The sequence below is a fragment of the Enterobacter sp. SA187 genome, from assembly GCF_001888805.2.
Classification (GTDB): Bacteria; Pseudomonadota; Gammaproteobacteria; order Enterobacterales; family Enterobacteriaceae; genus Enterobacter_D.
Window position 1 is genome coordinate 2,352,549 of sequence record NZ_CP019113.1, and the last position, 21,881, is coordinate 2,374,429.

Here is a 21,881-nt window from a genome sequence, read left to right on the forward strand (position 1 = left end):
CACGCCATAATCAACGTTTTAGCCTGAAAAGAGTAGGTCAAACCATGGAGATACGCGTATTTCGCCAGGCCGATTTCGAAGAAGTCATTACCCTGTGGGAGCGTTGTGAACTCCTGCGCCCGTGGAACGATCCGGAAATGGATATCGAACGTAAGGTAAATCATGACGTCAGCCTGTTTCTGGTGGCGGAAGTGAACGGGGAAGTGGTGGGTACCGTAATGGGTGGCTACGACGGGCATCGCGGTTCGGCCTACTATCTTGGCGTGCATCCGGAATATCGCGGGCGCGGCATCGCCAATGCCCTGCTCAATCGTCTTGAGAAAAAGCTCATTGCCCGCGGCTGCCCGAAAATTCAGATTATGGTGCGTGAAGATAACGACGTGGTGCTCGGCATGTATGAACGTCTGGGCTACGAGCATGCCGACGTGCTCAATCTGGGCAAGCGCCTGATTGAAGATGAAGAATATTGAGTTTTTACCCGCCGATTTTGACCAGCACGGACGCTTACGCCTGCCCCTGATGCTCTGGTGCGTGCTGTTATTACAGGCGCGCACCTGGGTGCTGTTTGTGATGGCGGGGGCATCCCGTGAGCAGGGCAGCGCGCTGCTGAGCCTGTTTTATCCGGACCACGATCTGTTCTGGTGGGGGCTGTTACCGGGTCTTCCGGCAGTGCTGACGTTTTTGTTCAGCGGGCGTCGTCAGCACTATCCGCGCTTGTGGCCGCTGTTGCGTGGCCTGTTGATCCTGGCGCAACTGGCGCTGCTGGTCTGGCAGCCGCTGCTGTGGCTGACGGGCGAGGACATCACCGGCACGGGATTAACCCTGCTTGCGATCGACAGTTTTGCCCTCTGGTGGTTGCTCACCGACCGCCGCCTGCGCGCCTGCTTCACGCCGGAGGCGTAATCACGGCACTTTTTGCCGTTCTGGTACTCCAACTGGCGTTAACTGAAATAAAAAGGAAGTCATCATGAAATCGCTGCGTTTACTGTTATGCGCTACGCCACTGCTGCTTACCGGCTGCTCCACGCTCAGCAACGTTAACTGGTCGGCGGCGAATCCGTGGAACTGGTTTGGCTCGTCACTGGAAGTCACCAAAGAGGGCGTCGGCGATCTGACGGGCAGCACGGCGCTCAACGAAGACGCCATCAACGCGGCGCTGGGCGGAGATTATCGCCTGCGCAGCGGCATGAAAACCGAAAACGGCGCCATTGTGCGTTATTTCGAAGCGCTGAAAGGCGACGAACTGGCGATGGTGATCCAGGGCGAGCAGGGGACGGTCAGCCGTATCGACGTGCTGGACAAAGATATTGAAACCGCCAGCGGTACCGCCATCGGCACGCCTTTTGGCGATCTCTATGACAAAGCCTACGGCAACTGTGAAAAAGCCACCGGCGACGACAGCAACGCCGTAGAATGCCGGGCGAAAGAGAGCCAGCACATCAGTTATCTGTTCAGCGGAAACTGGAGCGGCCCGGAAAACCTGATGCCTGCCGATGACGCCCTGAAAAACTGGACGCTGACGAAAATTATCTGGCGTCGCTAATTTGCGGCGGATCATCTGTCCCTGAGAAAAAACGGGTACAATACGCCCATCAATGCCACGGTCGCGTGGCATCTTTTTTTCAGGAGCGATCGATGTCTCAGGTACAGAGCGGCATTTTGCCGGAACATTGCCGTGCGGCAATATGGATGGAAGCGAACGTCAGGGGCGACATCAACGCCCTGCGCGCAGGCAGTAAAATTTTTGCCGATAAACTGGCCACCTTTCAGGCGGCATACCCGGACGCCGCCCTCGGCGCGGTGGTGGCCTTCGGGCATAACGTCTGGCGCGAGCTGAGCGGCGGCGTGGGCGCAGCCGAACTGAAAGATTTCGTGCCTTACGGTAAAGGGCTGGCCCCCGCGACCCAGTACGACGTGCTGATCCACATTTTATCCCTGCGTCATGATATTAACTTCTCCGTCGCCCAGGCGGCGCTGGAAGCCTTCGGCGATGCGCTGGAGGTGAAAGAAGAAGTGCACGGTTTCCGCTGGGTGGAAGATCGCGATCTGAGCGGGTTTGTCGACGGCACCGAAAACCCGGCGGGCGTGGAAACGCGTACCGAGGTGGCGGTGATCAAAGACGGCGTGGACGCGGGCGGCAGCTATGTATTTGTGCAGCGCTGGGAACATAACCTGAAACAGCTGAACCGCATGAGCGTGCCGGATCAGGAGATGATGATTGGCCGCACCAAAGTCGCCAACGAAGAGATTGACGGCGATGCGCGCCCGATCACCTCGCACCTGTCCCGCGTCGATCTGAAAGAGAACGGCAAGGGGCTGAAAATCGTCCGTCAGAGCCTGCCTTATGGTAAGGCCAGCGGCACGCACGGCCTTTACTTCTGCGCCTACTGCGCCCGCCTGTACAACATTGAACAGCAACTGCTGAGCATGTTTGGCGACACCGACGGTAAGCGCGACGCCATGCTGCGCTTCACCCGTCCGGTCACCGGTGGTTACTATTTTGCGCCATCGCTGTCGCGGTTATTAGCGCTGTAAAAGCTCTGTTGATTCGCAGGCCGGGTAAGCCTTAGCGCTACCCGGCAATTTCCCTGCTGCCTTATTCTCTTTTCAACTTGCAAATCACCAAACGGTATATAAAACCGTTACTCCTTTCGTACTGCTTATAAATAAACTGTGATCCGAACAGTCTTTCTACTTATAAGGGTGCGCACCGCCATGACCAAACTTAAAAAAGGATATCTGACGCTTGCAGCATCCCTGTTGCTGGTGGCTCAGGCGCAGGCAACAGAACTGCTTAACAGCTCCTATGATGTCTCCCGCGAGCTGTTTGCCGCCCTGAATCCGCCGTTTGAACAGCAGTGGGCGAAGGACAATGGCGGCGACAAACTGACCATCAAACAATCCCATGCCGGTTCTTCAAAACAGGCGCTGGCGATCCTGCAAGGCCTGAAGGCTGACGTGGTGACCTATAACCAGGTCACTGACGTGCAGATCCTGCATGATAAAGGCAAGCTGATCCCGGCGGACTGGCAGAGCCGTCTGCCGAATAACAGCTCGCCGTTTTACTCCACCATGGCGTTCCTGGTGCGCAAAGGTAACCCGAAAAATATCCACGACTGGAACGATCTGGTGCGTTCTGATGTGAAGCTGATCTTCCCGAATCCGAAAACCTCCGGTAACGCGCGTTATACCTATCTGGCGGCCTGGGGCGCTGCGGCAAAAGCCGACGGCGGCGATAAAGCCAAAACTGAAAAATTCATGACCCAGTTCCTGAAAAACGTCGAAGTCTTTGATACCGGCGGACGCGGCGCGACCACCACCTTTGTGGAGCGCGGCCTCGGCGATGTGCTGATCACCTTTGAATCGGAAGTAAACAACATCCGCAAACAGTATGAAGCGCAGGGCTTTGAAGTCGTGGTGCCGAAGGTGAATATCCTCGCGGAATTCCCGGTCGCCTGGGTGGATAAAAACGTTAAGGCCAATGGCACAGAAAAAGCGGCGAAAGCTTATCTGAACTGGCTGTACAGCCCGCAGGCGCAGACCATCATCACCGATTACTACTACCGCGTGAACAATCCGCAGGTAATGGAAAAACTGCAGGATAAATTCCCGCAGACCGACCTGTTCCGCGTGGAAGATCAGTTCGGCAGCTGGCCTGAGGTGATGAAAACCCACTTCACCACCGGCGGCGAGCTGGACAAACTGCTGGCGGCGGGGCGTAGCTGATGTTTGCCATGTCGACCCGGCGCGTGCTGCCGGGCTTTACCCTGAGTCTTGGCACCAGTTTACTGTTCGTCTGCCTGATTTTATTACTGCCGTTAAGCGCGCTGGTGATGCAGCTGGCGCAAATGAGCTGGGCGCAGTACTGGGAAGTGATCACTAATCCGCAGGTGGTGGCGGCCTATAAAGTCACGCTGCTGTCGGCTTTTGTGGCGTCCATTTTCAACGGTGTGTTTGGCCTGCTGATGGCGTGGATCCTCACCCGCTACCGTTTTCCGGGGCGTACGCTGCTCGACGCGCTGATGGATTTACCCTTCGCGCTGCCCACGGCGGTGGCGGGCTTAACCCTGGCGTCGCTGTTTTCCGTTAACGGCTTTTACGGCCAGTGGCTGGCGCAGTTCGATATTAAAGTCACCTATACCTGGCTTGGTATCGCGGTGGCGATGGCCTTTACCAGCATCCCCTTTGTGGTGCGTACCGTACAGCCGGTGCTGGAAGAGTTAGGCCCGGAATACGAAGAAGCCGCGCAAACCCTGGGCGCAACCCGCTTACAGAGTTTCCGCAAAGTGGTGATGCCGGAGCTTTCCCCGGCGTTGCTGGCGGGCGTGGCGCTGTCCTTTACCCGTAGTCTGGGGGAGTTTGGCGCGGTGATTTTTATCGCCGGTAACATCGCGTGGAAAACGGAAGTGACATCGCTGATGATTTTCGTGCGCCTCCAGGAGTTTGATTATCCGGCGGCGAGCGCCATTGCCTCGGTGATCCTCGCGGCATCCTTACTGCTGCTGTTTTCCATCAATACCCTGCAAAGTCGCTTTGGCCGGCGTGTGGTAGGTCACTAATGGCGGACGTTACCCAATTGAAACGCTTTGACGCGCCCCGTATTAACTGGGGCAAATGGTTTTTAATTGGCACCGGGATGCTCCTTTCTGCGTTCATCCTGCTGGTGCCGATGATCTATATCTTCGTGCAGGCCTTCAGCAAAGGGCTGATGCCGGTGCTGCAAAACCTTGCCGATCCGGACATGCTGCACGCCATCTGGCTGACGGTAATGATTGCGCTGATCACCGTGCCGGTGAACCTGGTGTTCGGCATTCTGCTGGCCTGGCTGGTGACGCGCTTTGATTTTCCGGGCCGTCAGCTGCTGCTGACGCTACTGGATATTCCGTTCGCCGTCTCGCCGGTGGTCGCCGGTTTAGTCTATTTGCTGTTTTACGGCTCCAATGGGCCCCTCGGCGGCTGGCTGGACGCGCATGATATGCAGATCATGTTTGCCTGGCCCGGCATGGTGCTGGTGACCATCTTTGTGACTTGTCCTTTTGTGGTGCGCGAGCTGGTGCCGGTGATGTTAAGCCAGGGCAGCCATGAAGATGAGGCCGCCATTTTGCTCGGCGCGTCCGGCTGGCAGATGTTCCGCCGCGTCACCTTACCCAATATCCGCTGGGCACTGCTCTATGGCGTGGTGCTGACCAATGCACGCGCCATCGGTGAATTCGGGGCGGTGTCGGTGGTATCCGGCTCGATCCGCGGTGAAACCCTGTCGCTGCCGTTACAGATAGAATTGCTGGAGCAGGATTACAACACGGTAGGCTCCTTTACCGCCGCCGCCCTGCTGACGTTAATGGCTATTTTGACCCTGTTTTTAAAGAGTGGGTTGCAGTGGCGTTTGCACAATCAGGAAAAACGCGCGCAACAGGAGGAACATCATGAGCATTGAGATCGCCAACATTAAGAAGTCATTCGGACGCACCCAGGTGCTCAATGACATCTCGCTGGATATTCCTTCCGGACAAATGGTGGCGCTGCTGGGGCCGTCCGGCTCCGGTAAAACCACGTTGCTGCGCATTATTGCCGGGCTGGAGCACCAGTCCAGCGGCCGCATCCGTTTTCAGGGCACCGACGTCAGCCGTCTGCATGCCCGCGATCGTAAAGTCGGCTTCGTGTTCCAGCATTACGCGCTGTTCCGCCATATGACGGTGTTCGACAATATTGCCTTTGGCCTGACGGTGCTGCCGCGTCGCGAGCGTCCGGATGCCCTCGCCATCAAAGCGAAAGTCACTAAATTACTTGAGATGGTGCAGCTGGCGCATCTCGCCGATCGTTACCCGGCCCAGCTATCCGGCGGGCAGAAACAGCGTGTGGCGCTGGCCCGCGCGCTGGCACCGGATCCGCAGATCTTACTGCTCGACGAGCCTTTCGGCGCGCTGGATGCGCAGGTGCGTAAAGAGCTGCGCCGCTGGCTGCGTCAGTTGCATGAAGAACTGAAATTCACCAGCGTGTTCGTCACCCACGATCAGGAAGAGGCAATGGAAGTCGCGGATCGCGTGGTGGTAATGAGTCAGGGCAACATCGAGCAGGTTGATGTGCCGGAGCAGGTGTGGCGCGAACCGGCGACCCGCTTTGTGCTGGAATTTATGGGCGAAGTGAACCGTCTGAAAGGCACGGTACGCGGCGGGCAGTTCCACGTCGGCGCGCACCGCTGGCCGCTGGGTTATACGCCTGCCCATCAGGGGGACGTGGATCTGTTCCTGCGCCCGTGGGAAGTGGACATCAGCCGTCGTACCAGTCTGGATTCGCCGCTGCCGGTGCAGGTCATCGAAGCCAGTCCGAAAGGGCATTATACGCAGCTGGTGGTGCAGCCGCTGGGCTGGTATGACGAAACTTTAGCCGTGGTGATGCGCGGAGATGATGCGCCGGTGCGCGGCGAACGGCTGTTTGTCGGCCTGCAACACGCGCGTCTGTACCACGGCAATGAGCGAATCGAAAATCACGAAGAACAGCCGCTGGCGGAATCCGCGTGAGGACGTAATGCCCGGTGGCGCTTCGCTTACCGGGCCTACATAATGGCTCCTTACCTGTAGGCCGGGCAAGCGAATGTGCCGCCCGGCAAAAAAACACAACCCTGTCGCTTTTTTATTTCCTCCACACACTCGAAATGCAGGTAAGGTCACACTGACTTTCATTCCACTGCCATTTCCTCATAATGACTTGTCATTCATTATGCGCTCTAATAAAACCCATAAATGGTAATACCTGTTATCAGGAGCGCCAGCATATGGATATTAAATTAAGTCAGGATTTTTTCCTGTCGGACATCCATGCCTTTTGTCTTTTTAAATTAAACAATCAGGCCATGGCAGATATTCACGGGCATGAATTCGATGAGTTGGTAATTGTATGTGGTGGCTGCGGATTTCATGTCATTAACGATCAGGTTGAGTTAATTCACCAGGGTGATTTTTTTTACGTGTCGGCAAATGATGTACATTATTATAATCAGACTAGTCATTTGTCACTTATCAATATACTGCTTCACAAACAGCGTCCGTTTCATTTTATTCATCATGTAGATGATCTGCTGGTAATGGTAAAAAAACACACTGTACCCTTTACGCAGCACTATCAGCCGCTTGGTGAAAATGAACTCCGGCAGGTGATCGCCGAGGCGGCAGCAGTAAGCGCACGACGCGATGACAGCTATGACTGCGCCTATTTTGCGCATACTGAATCGCGGCTGCTGGGGATCTTCTCCACGCTGTATCAGTGTATCGAACAGTCGGCGCATCGCACCGCTCCGGGCGGCAACGGTGTCCTGTATTTACTGAATTATATTCGTCATAACTATCCGCAGCAGATTCACTGGCAGAGCTTATGCGAAATGGCGGGGCTTTCCCAGCGCACCATGTATCGAGCTTTTCACGATCTGACCGGAGTTACTCCGCAAAAATTCCAGCAAATTTTTCGTTTATTAAAAGCGCAGGAGAAATTGCGTACCACCGATTTGCCAGTGAAAACTATTGCCACGCATTGTGGCTTTATTAATGCCCCGCATTTAACCGAAATGTATAAAAAACACTTTTCACGTACGCCCACACAGGAGCGCCAGTTAAGCCGTTCGGTCAGCGAAACATGATCCTCTAATGGGTGGTCAATAATAAGGAAATGGAGTGAATGTTATGGATAAAAATACACAACCGAATGCCTGGTATGTGGGCGTCGTTTCGGGCATGGCGTCTTATATCGACTCAGCGGCCATTGTTTCTAATGGCACTGCGCTGGTTATTTATCAGAAAGCGATCGGCACCACAGCGACAGAAATTGGCATTTTGTCGGGCATATTAACCTTATGCATCGCACTGGGTGCCTGCGTCGGCGGGCGTCTGGGGGATCGCCTCGGCAGGCGTAACGTCTTTATCACCACCATGGCGATGATCGTGGCCGGTACGCTATTACTGGCGTTTGGCAAACTCTTCCCGCTGTTATTTATCGGCACAGTACTGGTGGGGCTGGCGACCGGGGCCGATCTACCGGTATCGCTCGCCACCATCGCCGAAGCCGCCAGCGATACGAATCGCGGCAAGATCATTGGCCTGTCGAATTTGCTGTGGACGCTGGGCATTGGCACCACCATGGCGATCTCCGCCGTGGTGGGCGGCTGGGGGGCGACGGGGGCGCAAATCATGTATCTGCATGTGGGCGTGGTGGCGGCAACGCTGCTGGTGCTGCGCTGGTCGATCCCTGAATCCCCGCTGTGGCTGACGGCGTGCGACGAGCGATTACGCGGCGTGAGTACGGTACGGGCGCAAAAAGTTGCGTTTAAAGATCTGCTGCGCGGCAAATACGCATGGCCTTTTTTCGCGCTGTGTCTGTTTTATTCCTTCACCAATCTGGCAGCAAATACCGGCGGGCAGTTTGGCACCTATGTGGCGGTTAATGTTGTCGGCATCAGCGTGGAGCAAAATTCCTTGTGGAACCTGCTCATCATGCCGGTCGGTATGGTATCCGGCCTGTTGTTTATGAAAGTCGTGGATACGGCGCACCGGATGCGGATTTTTGTAGTGGGTGCCTGTTTTTTTGCTGGCGGATTTTTTATGCCGGTGCTGCTGAGCTTCTCGCCGCTGTCGTGGTTCTGCTGTCTGTTGTTTACCGGTATCGGCAGCGGTCTGGCGTTCGAGGGCATCATGAAAGTCTGGTCGCAGGAGTCTTTCCCCACCATGCTGCGTTCCACCGCGCAGGGCGCTATTGTCGGCCTGTCACGTCTCTCCTGCGGCATTCTCGCCTTTGTTACCCCGGTGTTGCTCGATGCCGGGCCTGTTGTGCTCTACACCATTTTATCTTCTATCGTCGCCTCGGGGTTGTTGATCGGCTGGCTGTGCTTCCATGGCCAGCAGCGCAATGAATTCAGCCTTGAGGCCAGCGAATTACAGGACGAATTTAAACACCTTCAGCAATAAGGAGTCAGAATTATGCTGGCAGTAAGCAAGATCACCCTCAATTATGAACCCGGACTGTGCGGCGTGGACGCATTTCCGCTGGTGGGCTGGCAAATTGTCAGCGATCGGCAAAACGTCTATCAACAAAGCTGGCGGCTACAGTGCAGTACGGACGCCGCGTTTTCACAGCTTCACTATGACAGCGGTGTGGTTACGGATAACGCGTCGGCGAATATCACGCTGCCGGACATCCCGCTATTGCCTTCGACGCGCTATTTCCTGCGCGTGTGTATCAGCGATAACGATGGCGAACAGAGCCGCTGGAGCGAGGCCGCAGAATTCGTCACTGGTATGCTAAATGCCCCCTGGCAGGCGGATTTTATCTCGGCGGAAACGCCGGAAAATCGCCACCAGTCGAACGGCACCTTGCTGCGTCATACCTTCAGGCTGGCAGATAAAGCTATCGCGGTGGCCTTTGTCCACGTCACCGCACTTGGGCTTTACCATCTTTATCTCAATGGCCAACGGGTGGGCAATGATGAACTGGCCCCCGGCTGGACAAGCTATAAGCAGCATTTGCTGTATCAGACCTGGGATGTCACAGCACAACTCCGTCAGGGCAAGAATGCCATTGGCGCGGAAGTAGGCGCAGGCTGGTTTAAAGGGGACATGGGCTTTATGCGGCACCGCAATTTTTACGGTGAGCAAACGGCGCTGCTCTGCCAGCTGGTGGTTCGCTATGACGACGGGACACAGCAGGTGATCGGTTCCAATGACGGCTGGCGCACGGATGCCTCGCCGATCCGCTTTTCCGAACTCTACGATGGCGAAGTGTATGACGCCCGGCTGGTGCAAGATGGCTGGGCGAATACGGAGTTTGACGATCATGGGTGGCGTCCGGCCAGCGTGGTGACTTTTAACCGGCAGGCGCTGACCGCTCAGGGCGCAGGTAAGGTGAAGGCGCAGGAAACGCTGTTGCCTCAGGCTATCATCACCACGCCGCAGGGCGATACGGTGATTGATTTCGGCCAGAATATGAGCGGCTGGGTGGCGTTTTGCGTTAACGGCCAGCGTGGCGACAGGGTGGTATTGCGCCATTTCGAAACGCTGGACGCTCAGGGAAATGTCTATCTGGACAATCTGCGCAGTGCGCAGCAGCGCATCGAATACATCCTTAGCGGCGATGGCGAAGAAACTTACCATCCACACTTCACCTTTCAGGGCTTTCGCTATGTAAAAGTGGAGCAGTATCCGGGCCGGATTGAGGCTGAGAATTTTAAAGCCATTGTGCTGCATTCGGATATGCAGCAAACCGGGCGATTTAGCTGTTCACACGCAGGCCTTAATCAGTTACATCATAATATTTTATGGGGACTGAAGAGCAATTTCGTCGATGTGCCGACGGACTGCCCGCAGCGTGACGAGCGGCTGGGATGGACGGGCGATGCGCAAATCTTCTGCCGCACCGCCAGCTACCTGATGCAAACGCGCAACTTTTTCGCCAAATGGCTGGCCGATCTGAAAATTGACCAGACGCCGGAGGGCGGCGTTCCTCATGTGATCCCGGATATACTGACCGGGCACTGCGAGGCTGACCGTTTTTTGTCCGCTGGGGGAACTCATTCGTCATCCGCCTGGGCCGACGCGGCGGTGGTGAATCCCTGGACGCTGTACCTGATGTACGGCGATACCCGCATTCTGGACACGCAATATGACAGTATGAAAGCCTGGATCGACTTTATGCATGCTCACGCTGACAATCACCTGTGGCGTTACAAATTGCAGTTCGGTGACTGGGTGGCGCTGGATACCGCCGAAGGTAGCTATTTTGGCGCCACGCCCGATTCGCTGATTTGTACCGCCTGGTATGCGTATTCCACCGGGCTTTTCGCCCGCGCGGCGGCAGTGCTGGGTCGCCATGATGATGCGGCGAATTACCGGGCGTTATATCAGGCCATTGTGCAGCACTTTCACAGCGAATTTTTCACCGCTGACGGCGCGATGACCGCCAGAACCCAGACGGCGCATATTCTGGCGTTGTATTTCAATCTTGTTCCCGATGCCTGGCGTCAGCGCACGGTAGATACGCTGGTGGAATTGTTGGCGGAACAGGAGGGACATCTGGTAACAGGCTTCGTCGGCACACCCTATTTTTGTCATGCGCTGAGTCAGAACGGGCGGATCAACGAGGCATGGGCTTTGCTGATGAAAGACGATTTCCCGTCATGGCTGTATCAGGTGAACGCCGGGGCGACCACCATCTGGGAGCACTGGGACGGCATCAGACCGGATGGTTCAATGTGGAGTCCTGACATGAACTCCTTTAATCATTATGCCTACGGAGCGGTAGGGGAGTGGTTATATCGTGCGGTGGCGGGTATTGAGGTCGACGAGGCACAGCCCGGCTTTAAGCACGTCATTATTTCCCCGCTGCCGGGCGGTGAGGTGAGTTTTGTTGATGCCGGTTATCAGTCACTGTATGGCGAAATCGCCGTGCACTGGTGTCGTGTTGATGGGCGCATCCGACTAAGCGTGCGTATTCCGGCAAACACTACCGCCACGCTGAAACTCGCCGCCTGCGAGATTATTGTGGCGGGCGGGCTGGCGTTTACGCCACACGGTTCGCAATGGTGTGCAACAACCGGCTCGGGGGCGTATCAGGTGGAATATCTGCCTGCTGACGATAAGGCATAAGGGCTTTTGCCGGGCGGCGCATTCGCTTGCCCGGACTGGGTTGGTTTGCATGCCCGGTAATCATAGCGCCATCGTGCAACACAGAAACGTCACAGTGAATATAGACCTGACCGGGCGTGGCTGATAAGTTATCGCCATCTTGTTTTTGCCGGGTGGTCCAGGTCTGGGTTATGCATGTAAGCCCGGTAAGCGAAGCGCCACCGGGCTTTTTATTGGACAGCGTTTGTGAATACATTAGAAGACACTATCGGCAATACGCCGCTGGTGAAACTCCAGCGCATGACTCCGGATAACGGCAGTGAAATCTGGGTCAAGCTGGAGGGCAATAACCCGGCGGGATCGGTAAAAGATCGCGCGGCTTTATCGATGATCGTTCAGGCGGAAAAGCGCGGTGAAATTAAACCCGGCGATGTGCTGATCGAGGCCACCAGCGGGAATACCGGCATTGCGCTGGCGATGATCGCCGCGATGAAAGGCTACCGCATGAAATTGCTGATGCCGGACAACATGAGCCAGGAGCGCAGGGCGGCAATGCGCGCCTATGGCGCTGAACTGGTGCTGGTCAGCAAAGAGCAGGGTATGGAAGGCGCACGCGATCTGGCGGCTGAGATGGCGCAGCGCGGCGAAGGCAAGCTGCTGGATCAGTTCAATAATCCTGATAACCCTTACGCACACTACACCACCACCGGGCCGGAAATCTGGCAGCAAACCGGCGGGCGGATCACTCACTTTGTCTCCAGCATGGGTACCACCGGCACCATCACCGGCGTATCCCGTTTTCTGCGCGAGCAGGAAAAAGCGGTGACCATTGTCGGCCTGCAACCGGAAGAGGGCAGCAGCATTCCCGGCATCCGTCGCTGGCCCGCTGAATATATGCCGGGGATCTTTAATGCCGCGCTGGTGGACGAGGTACTGGATATTCATCAGCGTGAAGCGGAGAATACCATGCGCGAGCTGGCCACCCGGGAAGGCATCTTCTGCGGCGTCAGTTCAGGCGGCGCGGTCGCCGGGGCGTTACGCGTGGCAAAGGCCACGCCGGGCGCGGTCGTGGTGGCCATTATCTGCGATCGCGGCGATCGTTATCTCTCCACCGGCGTGTTTGGTGAAGAGAGTTATTCTCAGGGTTCAGGCATCTAAAGGAGGCAACAATGAACATGGTGTTGTTCAACGATAAAACCAGAGCGTTACAGGCGGATATTGTCGCCGTGCAGTCGCAGGTAGTTTACGGCAGCGTCGGTAACAGCATTGGCGTGCCGACCATCAAACGTCACCATCTCAATGTGATCGCCGTTCCGACGGTGCTGCTCAGTAATACCCCGCATTACGATACCTTCTACGGCGGCGTGATCCCCGACGAGTGGTTCAGCGGTTATTTACAGGCGTTGCAGGAGCGGGATGCGCTGCGCCAGGTACGCGCGGTGACCACCGGTTATATGGGCAATGCGTCGCAGATTGCTATTCTGGCGCGCTGGCTGACGGCGCTGAAGGCGCAGCATCCTGATCTGCTGATCCTGGTGGACCCGGTTATTGGCGACATCGACAGCGGTATTTACGTCAAGCCGGAGCTGCCGGACGCCTATCGCCAGCATCTGCTGCCGCTGGCGCAGGGGCTGACGCCGAACGTTTTCGAACTGGAAGTGCTGACCGGCAAACCGTGCCGCGATCATGACAGCGCCATTGCCGCCGCCAAAGGGCTGCTCTCTGATTCCCTGAAATGGATTGTTATCACCAGTGCGCCGGGCGTTGCCGACAGCGACGACATGCACGTGGTGCTGGTCACGGCAGACAGTGTGGAAGTGATCACCCATCCGCGCGTGGCGACAGATTTAAAAGGCACCGGCGATCTGTTCTGCGCCGAGCTGACCAGCGGCATCGTAAAAGGCTTAAGCCTGAGCGACGCGGTGAAAAAGGCGGGAACGCGGGTTTTTGAGGTGATGCGTTATACGCTGGATACCGGCCGTGATGAACTGCTGCTGCCGCCAGACCTGGTCTGAACGCAAAGTGACAGGCAAAAAAAAGGCACCCTGAAGGTGCCTTTTTTATGTGCGGCAAGAATTACTTCTTGATGCGGATAACCGGGGTTTCGCCCACGGTCACGCTACCGGACAGTTTGATCAGCTCTTTGATTTCGTCCATGTTGGAGATAACAACCGGCGTCAGGGTAGACTTGGCTTTCTCTTCCAGCAGTGCCAGATCGAACTCGATGACCGGGTCGCCAACTTTAACGCGCTGGCCTTCTTCGGCGATACGTTTGAAACCTTCGCCTTTCAGTTCAACGGTATCAATACCGAAGTGAACGAACAGCTCAATGCCGCTATCGGATTCGATAGAGAAGGCATGGTTGGTTTCAAAGATTTTGCCGATGGTACCGTCAACCGGTGCCACCATTTTGTTGCCGGTTGGTTTGATAGCGATGCCATCACCAACGATTTTTTCAGCAAACACTACATCCGGCACATCTTCAATATTGACGATCTCGCCAGACAGCGGAGCGATAATCTCAATGGTTCCGGTATCTTTCTTATCGTCAGAAACCAGAGATTTCAGTTTATCGAACAAACCCATGATCTTCTCCTAAGCAGTAATTTGGGCCGCATCTCGTGGATTAGCAGATTGTTTTTTCTTCAATGAACTTGTTAACCAGCGTCATTAACTCGTCCGTTGTCGGTTGAGCAAGAGCCTGCTCTGCTAATACCTTCGCATCTTCGAAGTTCGTGTTACGGATAATCTTCTTAATGCGCGGGATAGAAATGGCACTCATACTGAATTCATCCAGACCCATCCCCAGCAACAGAAGTGTAGCACGTTCATCGCCTGCTAGCTCACCACACATGCCAGTCCATTTGCCTTCAGCATGAGAAGCATCAATGACTTGCTTGATAAGCGTCAGCACGGACGGTGACATCGGCTGGTAAAGATGTGAAATCATATCATTACCACGGTCAACTGCCAGCGTATACTGCGTTAAATCATTGGTACCGATGCTAAAGAAATCAACTTCTTTCGCCAGGTGACGGGCAATGGTCGCTGCGGCAGGGGTTTCCACCATCACGCCCACTTCAATGCTCTCGTCAAAGGCTTTACCTTCGTCACGCAGTTCCTGTTTATAGATCTCGATCTCTTTTTTCAGCGTGCGCACTTCTTCAACAGAGATGATCATCGGGAACATGATGCGCAGTTTGCCGAAGGCGGAGGCGCGCAGGATGGCGCGAACCTGATCGCGGAGGATCTCTTTACGATCCATAGCGATACGTACCGCACGCCAGCCCAGGAACGGGTTTTCTTCTTTCGGGAAGTTCATGTACGGCAGCTCTTTATCGCCGCCAATGTCCATGGTACGGACGATAACCGCTTGCGAGCCACAGGCTTCTGCAACGGCTTTATAGGCCGCAAACTGCTCTTCTTCGCTTGGCAGAGAGTCGCGATCCATGAACAGGAATTCGGTACGGTACAGGCCGACACCTTCCGCGCCGTTACGCTCAGCACCGTCTACATCGCGGACAGTACCAATGTTGGCGCACACTTCAACCTGATGGCCGTCGAGCGTGATTGCCGGCAGATCTTTCAGCTTCGCCAGTTCAGCTTTTTCGCTGGCGACCTGTTCCTGCACGGCACGCAGTTTTTCGATCTCTTCGTTGGTCGGGTTGACGTAAACCAGATTGTTTACGGCATCCAGAATCAGATAGTCGTCGTTTTTCACCTGCGAGGTGACGCTACCGGTGCCCACAATCGCTGGCAGCTCAAGGGAACGCGCCATGATAGAGGTATGGGAGGTACGGCCGCCAACGTCGGTGATAAAGCCCAGCACCTTCTTCAGGTTAAGCTGTGCGGTTTCGGACGGAGTCAGATCGGCAGCGACCAGGATGACTTCATCCTGAATTGCGCTGAGATCGATAATCGCCAGGCCAAGGATATTGCGCAGCAGACGTTTACCGATGTCACGCACGTCAGCGGCGCGTTCTTTCAGGTATTCGTCATCCAGCTCTTCAAGAGCGGTGGCCTGACCTTCGATAATTTCGTGCGCGGCTGCATCAGCAGTGACGTGCTTATCTTTAATCAGGGCTATGATTTCCTGCTCAAGCTCCTCATCTTCGAGCAGCATAATGTGCCCTTCGAAGATGGCTTCTTTTTCTTCACCGAAAGTTTCGCCAGCTTTAGTCTTAATGGCTTCCAGTTGCGCTGATGCCTTGGCACGACCGCTCAGAAAACGTTCAACTTCCTGATCAACCTTGTCGGCAGAAATTTTTTTCCGGTCGATGACGATCTCGTCTTCTTTCAGCAGCAATGCTTTGCCGAAAGCGATACCCGGGGATGCTAAAATGCCTGAAATCATAACCCTACCTTACTTGTGACTGATTTTTAAAAGAACCCGTGAACTTACTCGAGTTCAGCCATCAGTTTAACCAGATGCTCAACGGCTTTCTGCTCGTCTTCGCCTTCTGCGGACAGCGTAACCACAGTACCCTGAGTCAGACCCAGAGTTTGCAGTTTGAACAGGCTTTTAGCACTGGCGCTTTTGCCATTGGAGGTCACAGTGATCTCAGAGGAGAAGCCTTTTGCTTCTTTAACAAACTGAGCAGCAGGGCGGGTATGCAGACCGTTCGGAGCGGTAATGGTAACTTCTTGCTGGAACATTGTATTTCCCCAACTTATAGGTTTAGTGTTGTGGAACTAAAGTCTAGCCTGGCGGCTTAACTTTAGCCTGTATTGTTAGCGCCGAGAGTAACGGGACGCGATACAGAAGCGTGTTGACGCAAATCCGGGCCGGAAACTTCTGGCCGTTAAGGTTTCGTCCGTCATTAATCATTATGCCGCGAAAGCGAGACCTGAACCAAATGATTAAATCGATTCAGCTGGCACAAAGTCACAATTCGATTAATTTCGCGCTTCGAAATAAATGTGGTGCTTAAATACCAGACCTGCAGGGGCGAAGCAATGCTGTGCGAGCGGAAACTTTGACGTGCGCCACAAAAAAGCACCCTGACAGGTGCTTTTTTGCGCGATTTTACTGTGCGGACATTACTGTTGCAGTTCTTTTTCAGTGAAGAGATCGGCAAACAGCGCAGTGCTCAAATAACGCTCACCTGAAGAAGGGAGAATAACGACAATATTCTTGTTGGTAAAGGTTTCGTCTTCCTGCAATTTCAATGCTGCCGCTACGGCGGCTCCGGAAGAGATGCCTGCCAGGATACCTTCTTCTTCCATCAGACGACGCGCGGTGTCGATGGCTTCTTCGTTAGTGATGGTGACCACTTTGTCGATAAGCTTAAGATCCAGGTTGCCAGGAATAAAGCCTGCGCCGATACCCTGGATTTTATGCGGGCCTGGCTTCAGCTCTTCGCCTGCCAGCGCTTGCTTGATCACCGGGGAGTCGGTCGGTTCAACCGCCACGGTGATGAGATCCGTTTTGCCTTTGGTATTTTTAATATAACGGCTCACGCCGGTCAGCGTACCGCCGGTGCCCACGCCTGCGATAAACACATCAACCTGTCCGTCGGTATCTTCCCAGATTTCCGGGCCGGTGGTTTTTTCGTGGATTTCCGGGTTCGCCGGGTTGCTGAACTGCTGAAGCAGCAGGTATTTGGATGGATCGCTGGCGACAATTTCTTCCGCCTTCTGGATCGCGCCTTTCATGCCTTTCGCGCCTTCGGTCAGCACCAGGTTCGCGCCCAGCGCTTTCAGCAGCTTGCGGCGTTCAATGCTCATGGTTTCCGGCATGGTCAGCGTCAGCTTGTAACCGCGCGCGGCAGCCACATAGGCCAGCGCGATACCGGTGTTGCCGCTGGTCGGTTCAACCAGTTCAACGCCCTGTTTCAGCACACCACGTTTTTCGGCATCCCAAATCATATTGGCACCGATACGGCATTTCACGCTGAAGCTCGGGTTGCGGGATTCAACCTTCGCCAGGATGCGTCCATTGCCGATGCGGTTCAGTCGAACCAGCGGCGTATGACCGATAGTCAACGAGTTGTCTTCAAAAATCTTACTCATAGCCCGTCCTTAACTGTATGAATTTGGGAACGTCATCAGCATACGCGGTTAAGAATGATGCGGAAGTAAGGATTTCGCATATCTATATGCTGATGAGAAATAATGACAACAAGTATGGAATAAGAAGAGGAATAATCCACTCACTTCCACAGCGCGTGTTTTGGCCGATAACAGTCCACCCACATCGCCGTTGCGCCGCATACCGCCACCGGCATGATGACCAGGTTAAGGAACGGGATCAGCGTAAACAGGCTGGTCAGCGCGCCAAACTGCATATTTGTGACCTTTTGCTGGCGTAACGCCTCGCGCATGGTTTTAAAGGGCACTTTATGATTATCAAAGGGATAATCGCAGTACTGGATCGCCAGCATCCAGGCGCTGAACAGGAACCACAGCACGGGAGCGACCGTCTGACCAATGCCAGGGATGAAATAAAGAAGCAGCAACACCAGGGCCCGCGGCAGATACCACGCCAGTTTCTGCCATTCACGCTTCATGATGCGCGGAATGTCTTTCATGATGGCGGCGATCCCTGCATCCGGCGGCGTTGCGCCGGTCAGACGCGCTTCCAGCTGTTCCGCCAGCAGGCCGTTGAAGGGGGCCGCGATCCAGTTGGCGAGGGTTGAGAAGAAATAGCCGAACACCAGCACCACCGAAATGACCACCAGAGGCCACAGTAAATAGCTCAGCCACTGGAGCCAGTCGGGTACGTGGGACATAAGTTGCGGGATCCAGCTGTCGAGCTGTAAAAAGAGCCATAAAAAAGCGGCGCCCATCAGCAGAATATTGACCAGCAGCGGCATGATCACAAAGCGGCGAATGCCGGGGAGGGTGATGAGCTTCCAGCCCTGAGAAAAGTACCAGACGCCGCTACGAGGCGCGGTTGCAGATGATAAACCCATATCAGGCCAGACTCCTTTATTAACAGCCAGGGAAAGTGCACGGCTATATTAGCGGTTTACGCGCCGCTGGCTAGTTCGGAAATGTTCGAAAAAACAGCAAAAAGCACGATTTTGTTCATCTTTATGCAGTGAAAGCCATGTGTGCACTTGCACTTGCGGGAATCGGCAAATACTCTTAGTGAGTAAATGTTTGCCGTGGTGGCAAGGTGTTAGAACAACAGAGAATATAATGATGCAGGATTTGCGTCTGATATTAATCATTGTTGGCGCGATCGCCATAATCGCTCTGCTGGTACATGGGTTCTGGACCAGCCGGAAAGAGCGCTCTTCTATGTTCCGCGATCGCCCATTAAAACGCATGAAGTCGCGTCGCGATGATGAACCTTTTGAGGATGACATCGACGAAGACGCCGACGATGGCGTAGGTGAAGTTCGGGTTCACCGGGTTAACCCTGCACCGGGAACAGCCCCTGAGCAGGATGCCCCGCGTTCGCCTCAGCACCAGTATCAGCCGCCTTATGCGTCGGCACAGCCTCGCCCGACGGCACCCGTGCCGCCGCGTGACAGCGCGCCGGTGGCTTATGAGGAGCCGCCGCGTCAGCCGGTACAGCAGCCGCAGCAGCCTGTTCATCAACAGCCAGTGCATCAACAACCGGCTCAGCCGCAACCCGTACATCAACAGCCAGTTCATCCGCAACCGGCTCAACAACAGCCTGTTCACCAGCAGCCTGTCACGCATCAACCGCAGCCTGCGCCGCACGTCGAGCCGCAGTACAGCGCGCCGCAGCAGCCAGAACCCGCTCCAGCGCCCGTCGTTGAAGAGCCGGTTATCGCGCCTGAACCGCCGAAGCGTAAAGAAACGGTGATCGTGATGAGCGTAGCCGCGCATCAGGGTACCGAACTGAACGGTGATGTGCTGCTTAACAGCATTCAACAGGCTGGCTTTATGTTCGGCGACATGAACATTTTCCATCGTCACCTCAGCCCGGACGGCAGCGGCCCGGCACTGTTCAGCCTGGCGAATATGGTTAATCCTGGCACCTTTGATCCTGAAATGACCGGCAACTTCACCACGCCTGGCGTTACTATCTTCATGCAGGTGCCGTCTTACGGCGATGAGTTGCAAAACTTCAAGCTTATGCTGCAATCTGCTCAGTACATTGCTGATGAAGTCGGCGGCATGGTGTTAGACGATCAGCGCCGTATGATGACGCCGCAAAAGCTGCGTGAGTATCAGGCCCGCATTCGCGAAGTTAAAGAGGCAAACGCATAAACTGCGTATGGCTGTTCTAACCCCTTCCTGAACCCCCGCCTGTCGGGGGTTTTTATTATTGATGGTGTGTTATGGAATCAATCGAACAACAACTTACAGAACTGCGAACCACGCTTCGCCATCATGAATACCTGTATCACGTGATGGACGCGCCGGAAGTGCCCGATGCCGAATACGATCGGCTGTTGCGTGAACTGCGTGAACTGGAAGCGCAGCATCCCGACCTGATCACCCCCGACTCGCCAACCCAGCGCGTGGGCGCCGCCCCTTTAAGCGCCTTTACCCAGATCCGCCACGAAGTGCCCATGCTGTCGCTGGACAACGTCTTTGATGAAGAGAGCTTTCTGGCTTTTAACAAACGCGTGCAGGATCGACTGAAAAGCACCGACGCGCTGAGCTATTGCTGCGAACTGAAGCTGGACGGCCTTGCGGTGAGTATTCTTTATGAGAACGGTGTGCTGATCCGCGCTGCCACACGCGGCGACGGCACGACCGGTGAAGACATCACCACCAACGTACGCACCATCCGCGCCATTCCTCTGAAGCTGCACGGTGACAATATTCCGGCGCGCCTCGAAGTGCGCGGCGAAGTGTTCCTCCCGCAGGCGGGATTTGAGAAGATCAACGAGGAAGCCCGGCGCACTGGCGGTAAAATTTTTGCCAACCCGCGTAACGCCGCCGCGGGCTCGCTGCGCCAGCTTGATCCGCGCATCACCGCCAAACGCCCGTTAACCTTCTTCTGCTACGGCGTCGGTATTCTGGAAGGCGGCGAACTACCGCGCAGCCATCTTGAACGGTTACAGCAGTTCAAACGCTGGGGACTGCCGGTCAGCGACCGTATCCGCATTTGCGACACGCCGCAGGCGGTGCTGGATTTTTATCACAAGGTCGAAGAAGACCGCCCGCAGCTGGGTTTCGATATTGACGGCGTGGTGATCAAGGTGGACTCGCTGGATCTCCAGGAGCAGCTCGGCTTTGTCGCCCGTGCGCCGCGCTGGGCGGTGGCCTTTAAATTCCCGGCCCAGGAGCAGATGACCTGGGTGCGCGATGTTGAATTCCAGGTGGGGCGTACCGGTGCCATCACGCCGGTGGCGCGTCTGGAGCCGGTGCATGTCGCGGGGGTGCTGGTCAGTAACGCCACGCTGCATAACGCCGATGAAATTGCCCGCCTGGGGCTGAAAATCGGCGATAAAGTGGTGATCCGCCGCGCCGGGGATGTTATCCCGCAGGTGGTGAACGTCATTGAGTCGGAGCGTCCGGCGAATACCCGCGAAGTAGAATTCCCGACCCATTGCCCGGTCTGCGGCTCGGATGTGGAGCGCGTAGAAGGCGAAGCGGTAACCCGCTGTACCGGCGGCCTGATCTGCGGCGCGCAGCGTAAAGAATCTCTTAAGCACTTTGTCTCGCGCCGTGCCATGGATGTCGACGGCATGGGCGATAAAATTATCGACCAGCTGGTGGAGAAAGAGTACGTCCATACGCCAGCGGATCTGTTCAGACTCACCGCCGGGAAACTCACCGGGCTGGATCGCATGGGGCCGAAATCCGCGCAGAATATCGTTAACGCGCTGGAAAAATCGAAAGAGACCACTTTTGCCCGTTTCCTGTACGCGCTGGGCATTCGTGAAGTGGGTGAAGCCACCGCCGCCGGGCTGGCAGCCTATTTCGGCACGCTGGACGCGCTGATCGCCGCCTCCATCGACGAACTGCAAAAAGTGCCGGACGTCGGCATTGTGGTCGCCACCCATGTGCGTCACTTCCTGGATGAAGAGAGCAACAGGGACGTTATCCGCCAGCTGGTGGAAGAAGTGGGGATCCACTGGGCGGCACCTGTGGTGGTCAATGCCGAAGAAATCGACAGTCCGTTCGCCGGTAAAACCATCGTGCTGACCGGCAGCCTGAGCCAGATGTCACGTGATGATGCCAAAGCGGCGCTGCTGGCGCTGGGGGCGAAGGTTGCGGGCAGCGTATCGAAGAAAACCGATCTGGTGATCGCCGGCGAAGCTGCCGGATCGAAGCTGGCGAAGGCGCAGGAGTTGGGGATAGAGGTAATCGACGAGGCGGAGATGATCCGTTTATTGGGTGCGTGAA

20 protein-coding genes are annotated in these 21,881 nt (G+C 55.6%); 15 read left to right on the top strand and 5 right to left on the bottom strand.

All coding sequences use genetic code 11. The features are described from left to right. Positions 1-44: 44 nt before the first annotated feature. The 13 genes from BMF08_RS11135 (at position 45) to pdxK (ending at position 13,618) form a co-directional block, all read left to right on the top strand. The gene (locus tag BMF08_RS11135; RefSeq protein WP_072567657.1) at positions 45-470 is read left to right on the top strand and encodes a GNAT family acetyltransferase; all 426 of its coding nucleotides are present in this window, start codon (positions 45-47) and stop codon (positions 468-470) included. Beyond that, positions 457-903, top strand: a complete 447-nt coding sequence (locus BMF08_RS11140) for a DUF2919 domain-containing protein (protein ID WP_072567658.1) — start codon at positions 457-459, stop codon at positions 901-903. The genes BMF08_RS11135 and BMF08_RS11140 overlap by 14 nt, the downstream gene beginning before the upstream one ends. 64 nt (positions 904-967) lie before the next feature. Continuing rightward, entirely contained in the window at positions 968-1,543 is a 576-nt protein-coding gene (locus tag BMF08_RS11145; protein ID WP_072567659.1) for an RpoE-regulated lipoprotein, read from the top strand. 92 nt (positions 1,544-1,635) lie between these two features. After that, positions 1,636-2,535: a Dyp-type peroxidase gene (locus BMF08_RS11150; protein WP_072567660.1), complete on the top strand. Its 900-nt coding sequence runs from the start codon at positions 1,636-1,638 to the stop codon at positions 2,533-2,535. 180 nt (positions 2,536-2,715) lie between these two features. Continuing rightward, complete coding sequence (locus BMF08_RS11155; RefSeq protein WP_072567661.1) at positions 2,716-3,726, top strand: sulfate ABC transporter substrate-binding protein; 1,011 nt, start codon at positions 2,716-2,718, stop codon at positions 3,724-3,726. After that, complete coding sequence (cysT, locus tag BMF08_RS11160; protein ID WP_072567662.1) at positions 3,726-4,559, top strand: sulfate/thiosulfate ABC transporter permease CysT; 834 nt, start codon at positions 3,726-3,728, stop codon at positions 4,557-4,559. Before BMF08_RS11155 ends, cysT begins: the two co-directional genes overlap by 1 nt. After that, a complete protein-coding gene (gene cysW / locus BMF08_RS11165) occupies positions 4,559-5,434 on the top strand; it encodes a sulfate/thiosulfate ABC transporter permease CysW (protein WP_072567663.1) in 876 nt (291 codons plus the stop codon). Before cysT ends, cysW begins: the two co-directional genes overlap by 1 nt. After that, the gene (cysA, locus tag BMF08_RS11170; protein ID WP_072567664.1) at positions 5,424-6,518 is read left to right on the top strand and encodes a sulfate/thiosulfate ABC transporter ATP-binding protein CysA; all 1,095 of its coding nucleotides are present in this window, start codon (positions 5,424-5,426) and stop codon (positions 6,516-6,518) included. The genes cysW and cysA overlap by 11 nt, the downstream gene beginning before the upstream one ends. A 254-nt stretch (positions 6,519-6,772) precedes the next feature. Further along, a complete protein-coding gene (locus BMF08_RS11175; RefSeq protein ID WP_072567665.1) occupies positions 6,773-7,630 on the top strand; it encodes a helix-turn-helix domain-containing protein in 858 nt (285 codons plus the stop codon). A gap of 43 nt (positions 7,631-7,673) precedes the next feature. Beyond that, entirely contained in the window at positions 7,674-8,951 is a 1,278-nt protein-coding gene (locus BMF08_RS11180) for an MFS transporter (protein ID WP_072567666.1), read from the top strand. 12 nt (positions 8,952-8,963) lie between these two features. Next, a complete protein-coding gene (locus BMF08_RS11185; RefSeq protein ID WP_072567667.1) occupies positions 8,964-11,624 on the top strand; it encodes a glycoside hydrolase family 78 protein in 2,661 nt (886 codons plus the stop codon). Positions 11,625-11,849: 225 nt separating this feature from the next. Beyond that, positions 11,850-12,761, top strand: a complete 912-nt coding sequence (gene cysM / locus BMF08_RS11190) for a cysteine synthase CysM (RefSeq protein WP_072567668.1) — start codon at positions 11,850-11,852, stop codon at positions 12,759-12,761. An 11-nt stretch (positions 12,762-12,772) separates the two neighbouring features. Next, positions 12,773-13,618, top strand: a complete 846-nt coding sequence (gene pdxK, locus BMF08_RS11195; RefSeq protein ID WP_072567669.1) for a pyridoxine/pyridoxal/pyridoxamine kinase — start codon at positions 12,773-12,775, stop codon at positions 13,616-13,618. Positions 13,619-13,679: 61 nt separating this feature from the next. Here pdxK and crr read toward each other — a convergent pair whose 3' ends face one another. The 5 genes from crr to cysZ all read right to left on the bottom strand — a co-directional run bounded on the left by crr (position 13,680) and on the right by cysZ (position 18,517). After that, on the bottom strand, positions 13,680-14,189 hold the full coding sequence (gene crr, locus BMF08_RS11200; RefSeq protein ID WP_049841435.1) for a PTS glucose transporter subunit IIA: 510 nt from the start codon (positions 14,187-14,189) through the stop codon (positions 13,680-13,682). A 40-nt stretch (positions 14,190-14,229) separates the two neighbouring features. Continuing rightward, positions 14,230-15,957 (bottom strand): phosphoenolpyruvate-protein phosphotransferase PtsI, encoded by a 1,728-nt coding sequence (gene ptsI / locus BMF08_RS11205; RefSeq protein ID WP_072567670.1) that lies wholly within the window; start codon positions 15,955-15,957, stop codon positions 14,230-14,232. A 44-nt stretch (positions 15,958-16,001) separates the two neighbouring features. Beyond that, a complete protein-coding gene (gene ptsH / locus BMF08_RS11210) occupies positions 16,002-16,259 on the bottom strand; it encodes a phosphocarrier protein Hpr (protein ID WP_043017126.1) in 258 nt (85 codons plus the stop codon). A 384-nt stretch (positions 16,260-16,643) separates the two neighbouring features. Further along, positions 16,644-17,615, bottom strand: coding sequence for a cysteine synthase A (gene cysK / locus BMF08_RS11220; RefSeq protein WP_072567671.1), 972 nt, complete (start codon positions 17,613-17,615; stop codon positions 16,644-16,646). A gap of 140 nt (positions 17,616-17,755) precedes the next feature. Beyond that, positions 17,756-18,517, bottom strand: coding sequence for a sulfate transporter CysZ (cysZ, locus tag BMF08_RS11225; protein WP_072567672.1), 762 nt, complete (start codon positions 18,515-18,517; stop codon positions 17,756-17,758). A gap of 229 nt (positions 18,518-18,746) precedes the next feature. On the opposite strand from cysZ, the gene zipA reads away from it, so the two are divergent. Together zipA and ligA are read left to right on the top strand one after the other, a co-directional pair. Beyond that, positions 18,747-19,790 (top strand): cell division protein ZipA, encoded by a 1,044-nt coding sequence (gene zipA / locus BMF08_RS11230; protein WP_072567673.1) that lies wholly within the window; start codon positions 18,747-18,749, stop codon positions 19,788-19,790. A 71-nt stretch (positions 19,791-19,861) separates the two neighbouring features. Next, entirely contained in the window at positions 19,862-21,880 is a 2,019-nt protein-coding gene (gene ligA, locus BMF08_RS11235) for an NAD-dependent DNA ligase LigA (RefSeq protein ID WP_072567674.1), read from the top strand. Position 21,881: the final 1 nt, after the last annotated feature.

Excerpts from the sequence above, each read along its gene's own strand:
- cysA (WP_072567664.1), top strand. The coding sequence starts at position 5,424 with ATGAGCATTGAGATCGCCAACATTAAGAAGTCATTCGGACGCACCCAG.
- ptsI (WP_072567670.1), bottom strand. The coding sequence starts at position 15,957 with ATGATTTCAGGCATTTTAGCATCCCCGGGTATCGCTTTCGGCAAAGCA.
- zipA (WP_072567673.1), top strand. The coding sequence starts at position 18,747 with ATGATGCAGGATTTGCGTCTGATATTAATCATTGTTGGCGCGATCGCC.
- cysT (WP_072567662.1), top strand. The coding sequence starts at position 3,726 with ATGTTTGCCATGTCGACCCGGCGCGTGCTGCCGGGCTTTACCCTGAGT.
- BMF08_RS11150 (WP_072567660.1), top strand. The coding sequence starts at position 1,636 with ATGTCTCAGGTACAGAGCGGCATTTTGCCGGAACATTGCCGTGCGGCA.
- BMF08_RS11140 (WP_072567658.1), top strand. The coding sequence starts at position 457 with ATGAAGAATATTGAGTTTTTACCCGCCGATTTTGACCAGCACGGACGC.
- cysZ (WP_072567672.1), bottom strand. The coding sequence starts at position 18,517 with ATGGGTTTATCATCTGCAACCGCGCCTCGTAGCGGCGTCTGGTACTTT.
- BMF08_RS11155 (WP_072567661.1), top strand. The coding sequence starts at position 2,716 with ATGACCAAACTTAAAAAAGGATATCTGACGCTTGCAGCATCCCTGTTG.
- BMF08_RS11175 (WP_072567665.1), top strand. The coding sequence starts at position 6,773 with ATGGATATTAAATTAAGTCAGGATTTTTTCCTGTCGGACATCCATGCC.
- crr (WP_049841435.1), bottom strand. The coding sequence starts at position 14,189 with ATGGGTTTGTTCGATAAACTGAAATCTCTGGTTTCTGACGATAAGAAA.
- ligA (WP_072567674.1), top strand. The coding sequence starts at position 19,862 with ATGGAATCAATCGAACAACAACTTACAGAACTGCGAACCACGCTTCGC.
- pdxK (WP_072567669.1), top strand. The coding sequence starts at position 12,773 with ATGAACATGGTGTTGTTCAACGATAAAACCAGAGCGTTACAGGCGGAT.
- BMF08_RS11180 (WP_072567666.1), top strand. The coding sequence starts at position 7,674 with ATGGATAAAAATACACAACCGAATGCCTGGTATGTGGGCGTCGTTTCG.
- cysW (WP_072567663.1), top strand. The coding sequence starts at position 4,559 with ATGGCGGACGTTACCCAATTGAAACGCTTTGACGCGCCCCGTATTAAC.
- ptsH (WP_043017126.1), bottom strand. The coding sequence starts at position 16,259 with ATGTTCCAGCAAGAAGTTACCATTACCGCTCCGAACGGTCTGCATACC.
- BMF08_RS11185 (WP_072567667.1), top strand. The coding sequence starts at position 8,964 with ATGCTGGCAGTAAGCAAGATCACCCTCAATTATGAACCCGGACTGTGC.
- BMF08_RS11145 (WP_072567659.1), top strand. The coding sequence starts at position 968 with ATGAAATCGCTGCGTTTACTGTTATGCGCTACGCCACTGCTGCTTACC.
- cysK (WP_072567671.1), bottom strand. The coding sequence starts at position 17,615 with ATGAGTAAGATTTTTGAAGACAACTCGTTGACTATCGGTCATACGCCG.
- BMF08_RS11135 (WP_072567657.1), top strand. The coding sequence starts at position 45 with ATGGAGATACGCGTATTTCGCCAGGCCGATTTCGAAGAAGTCATTACC.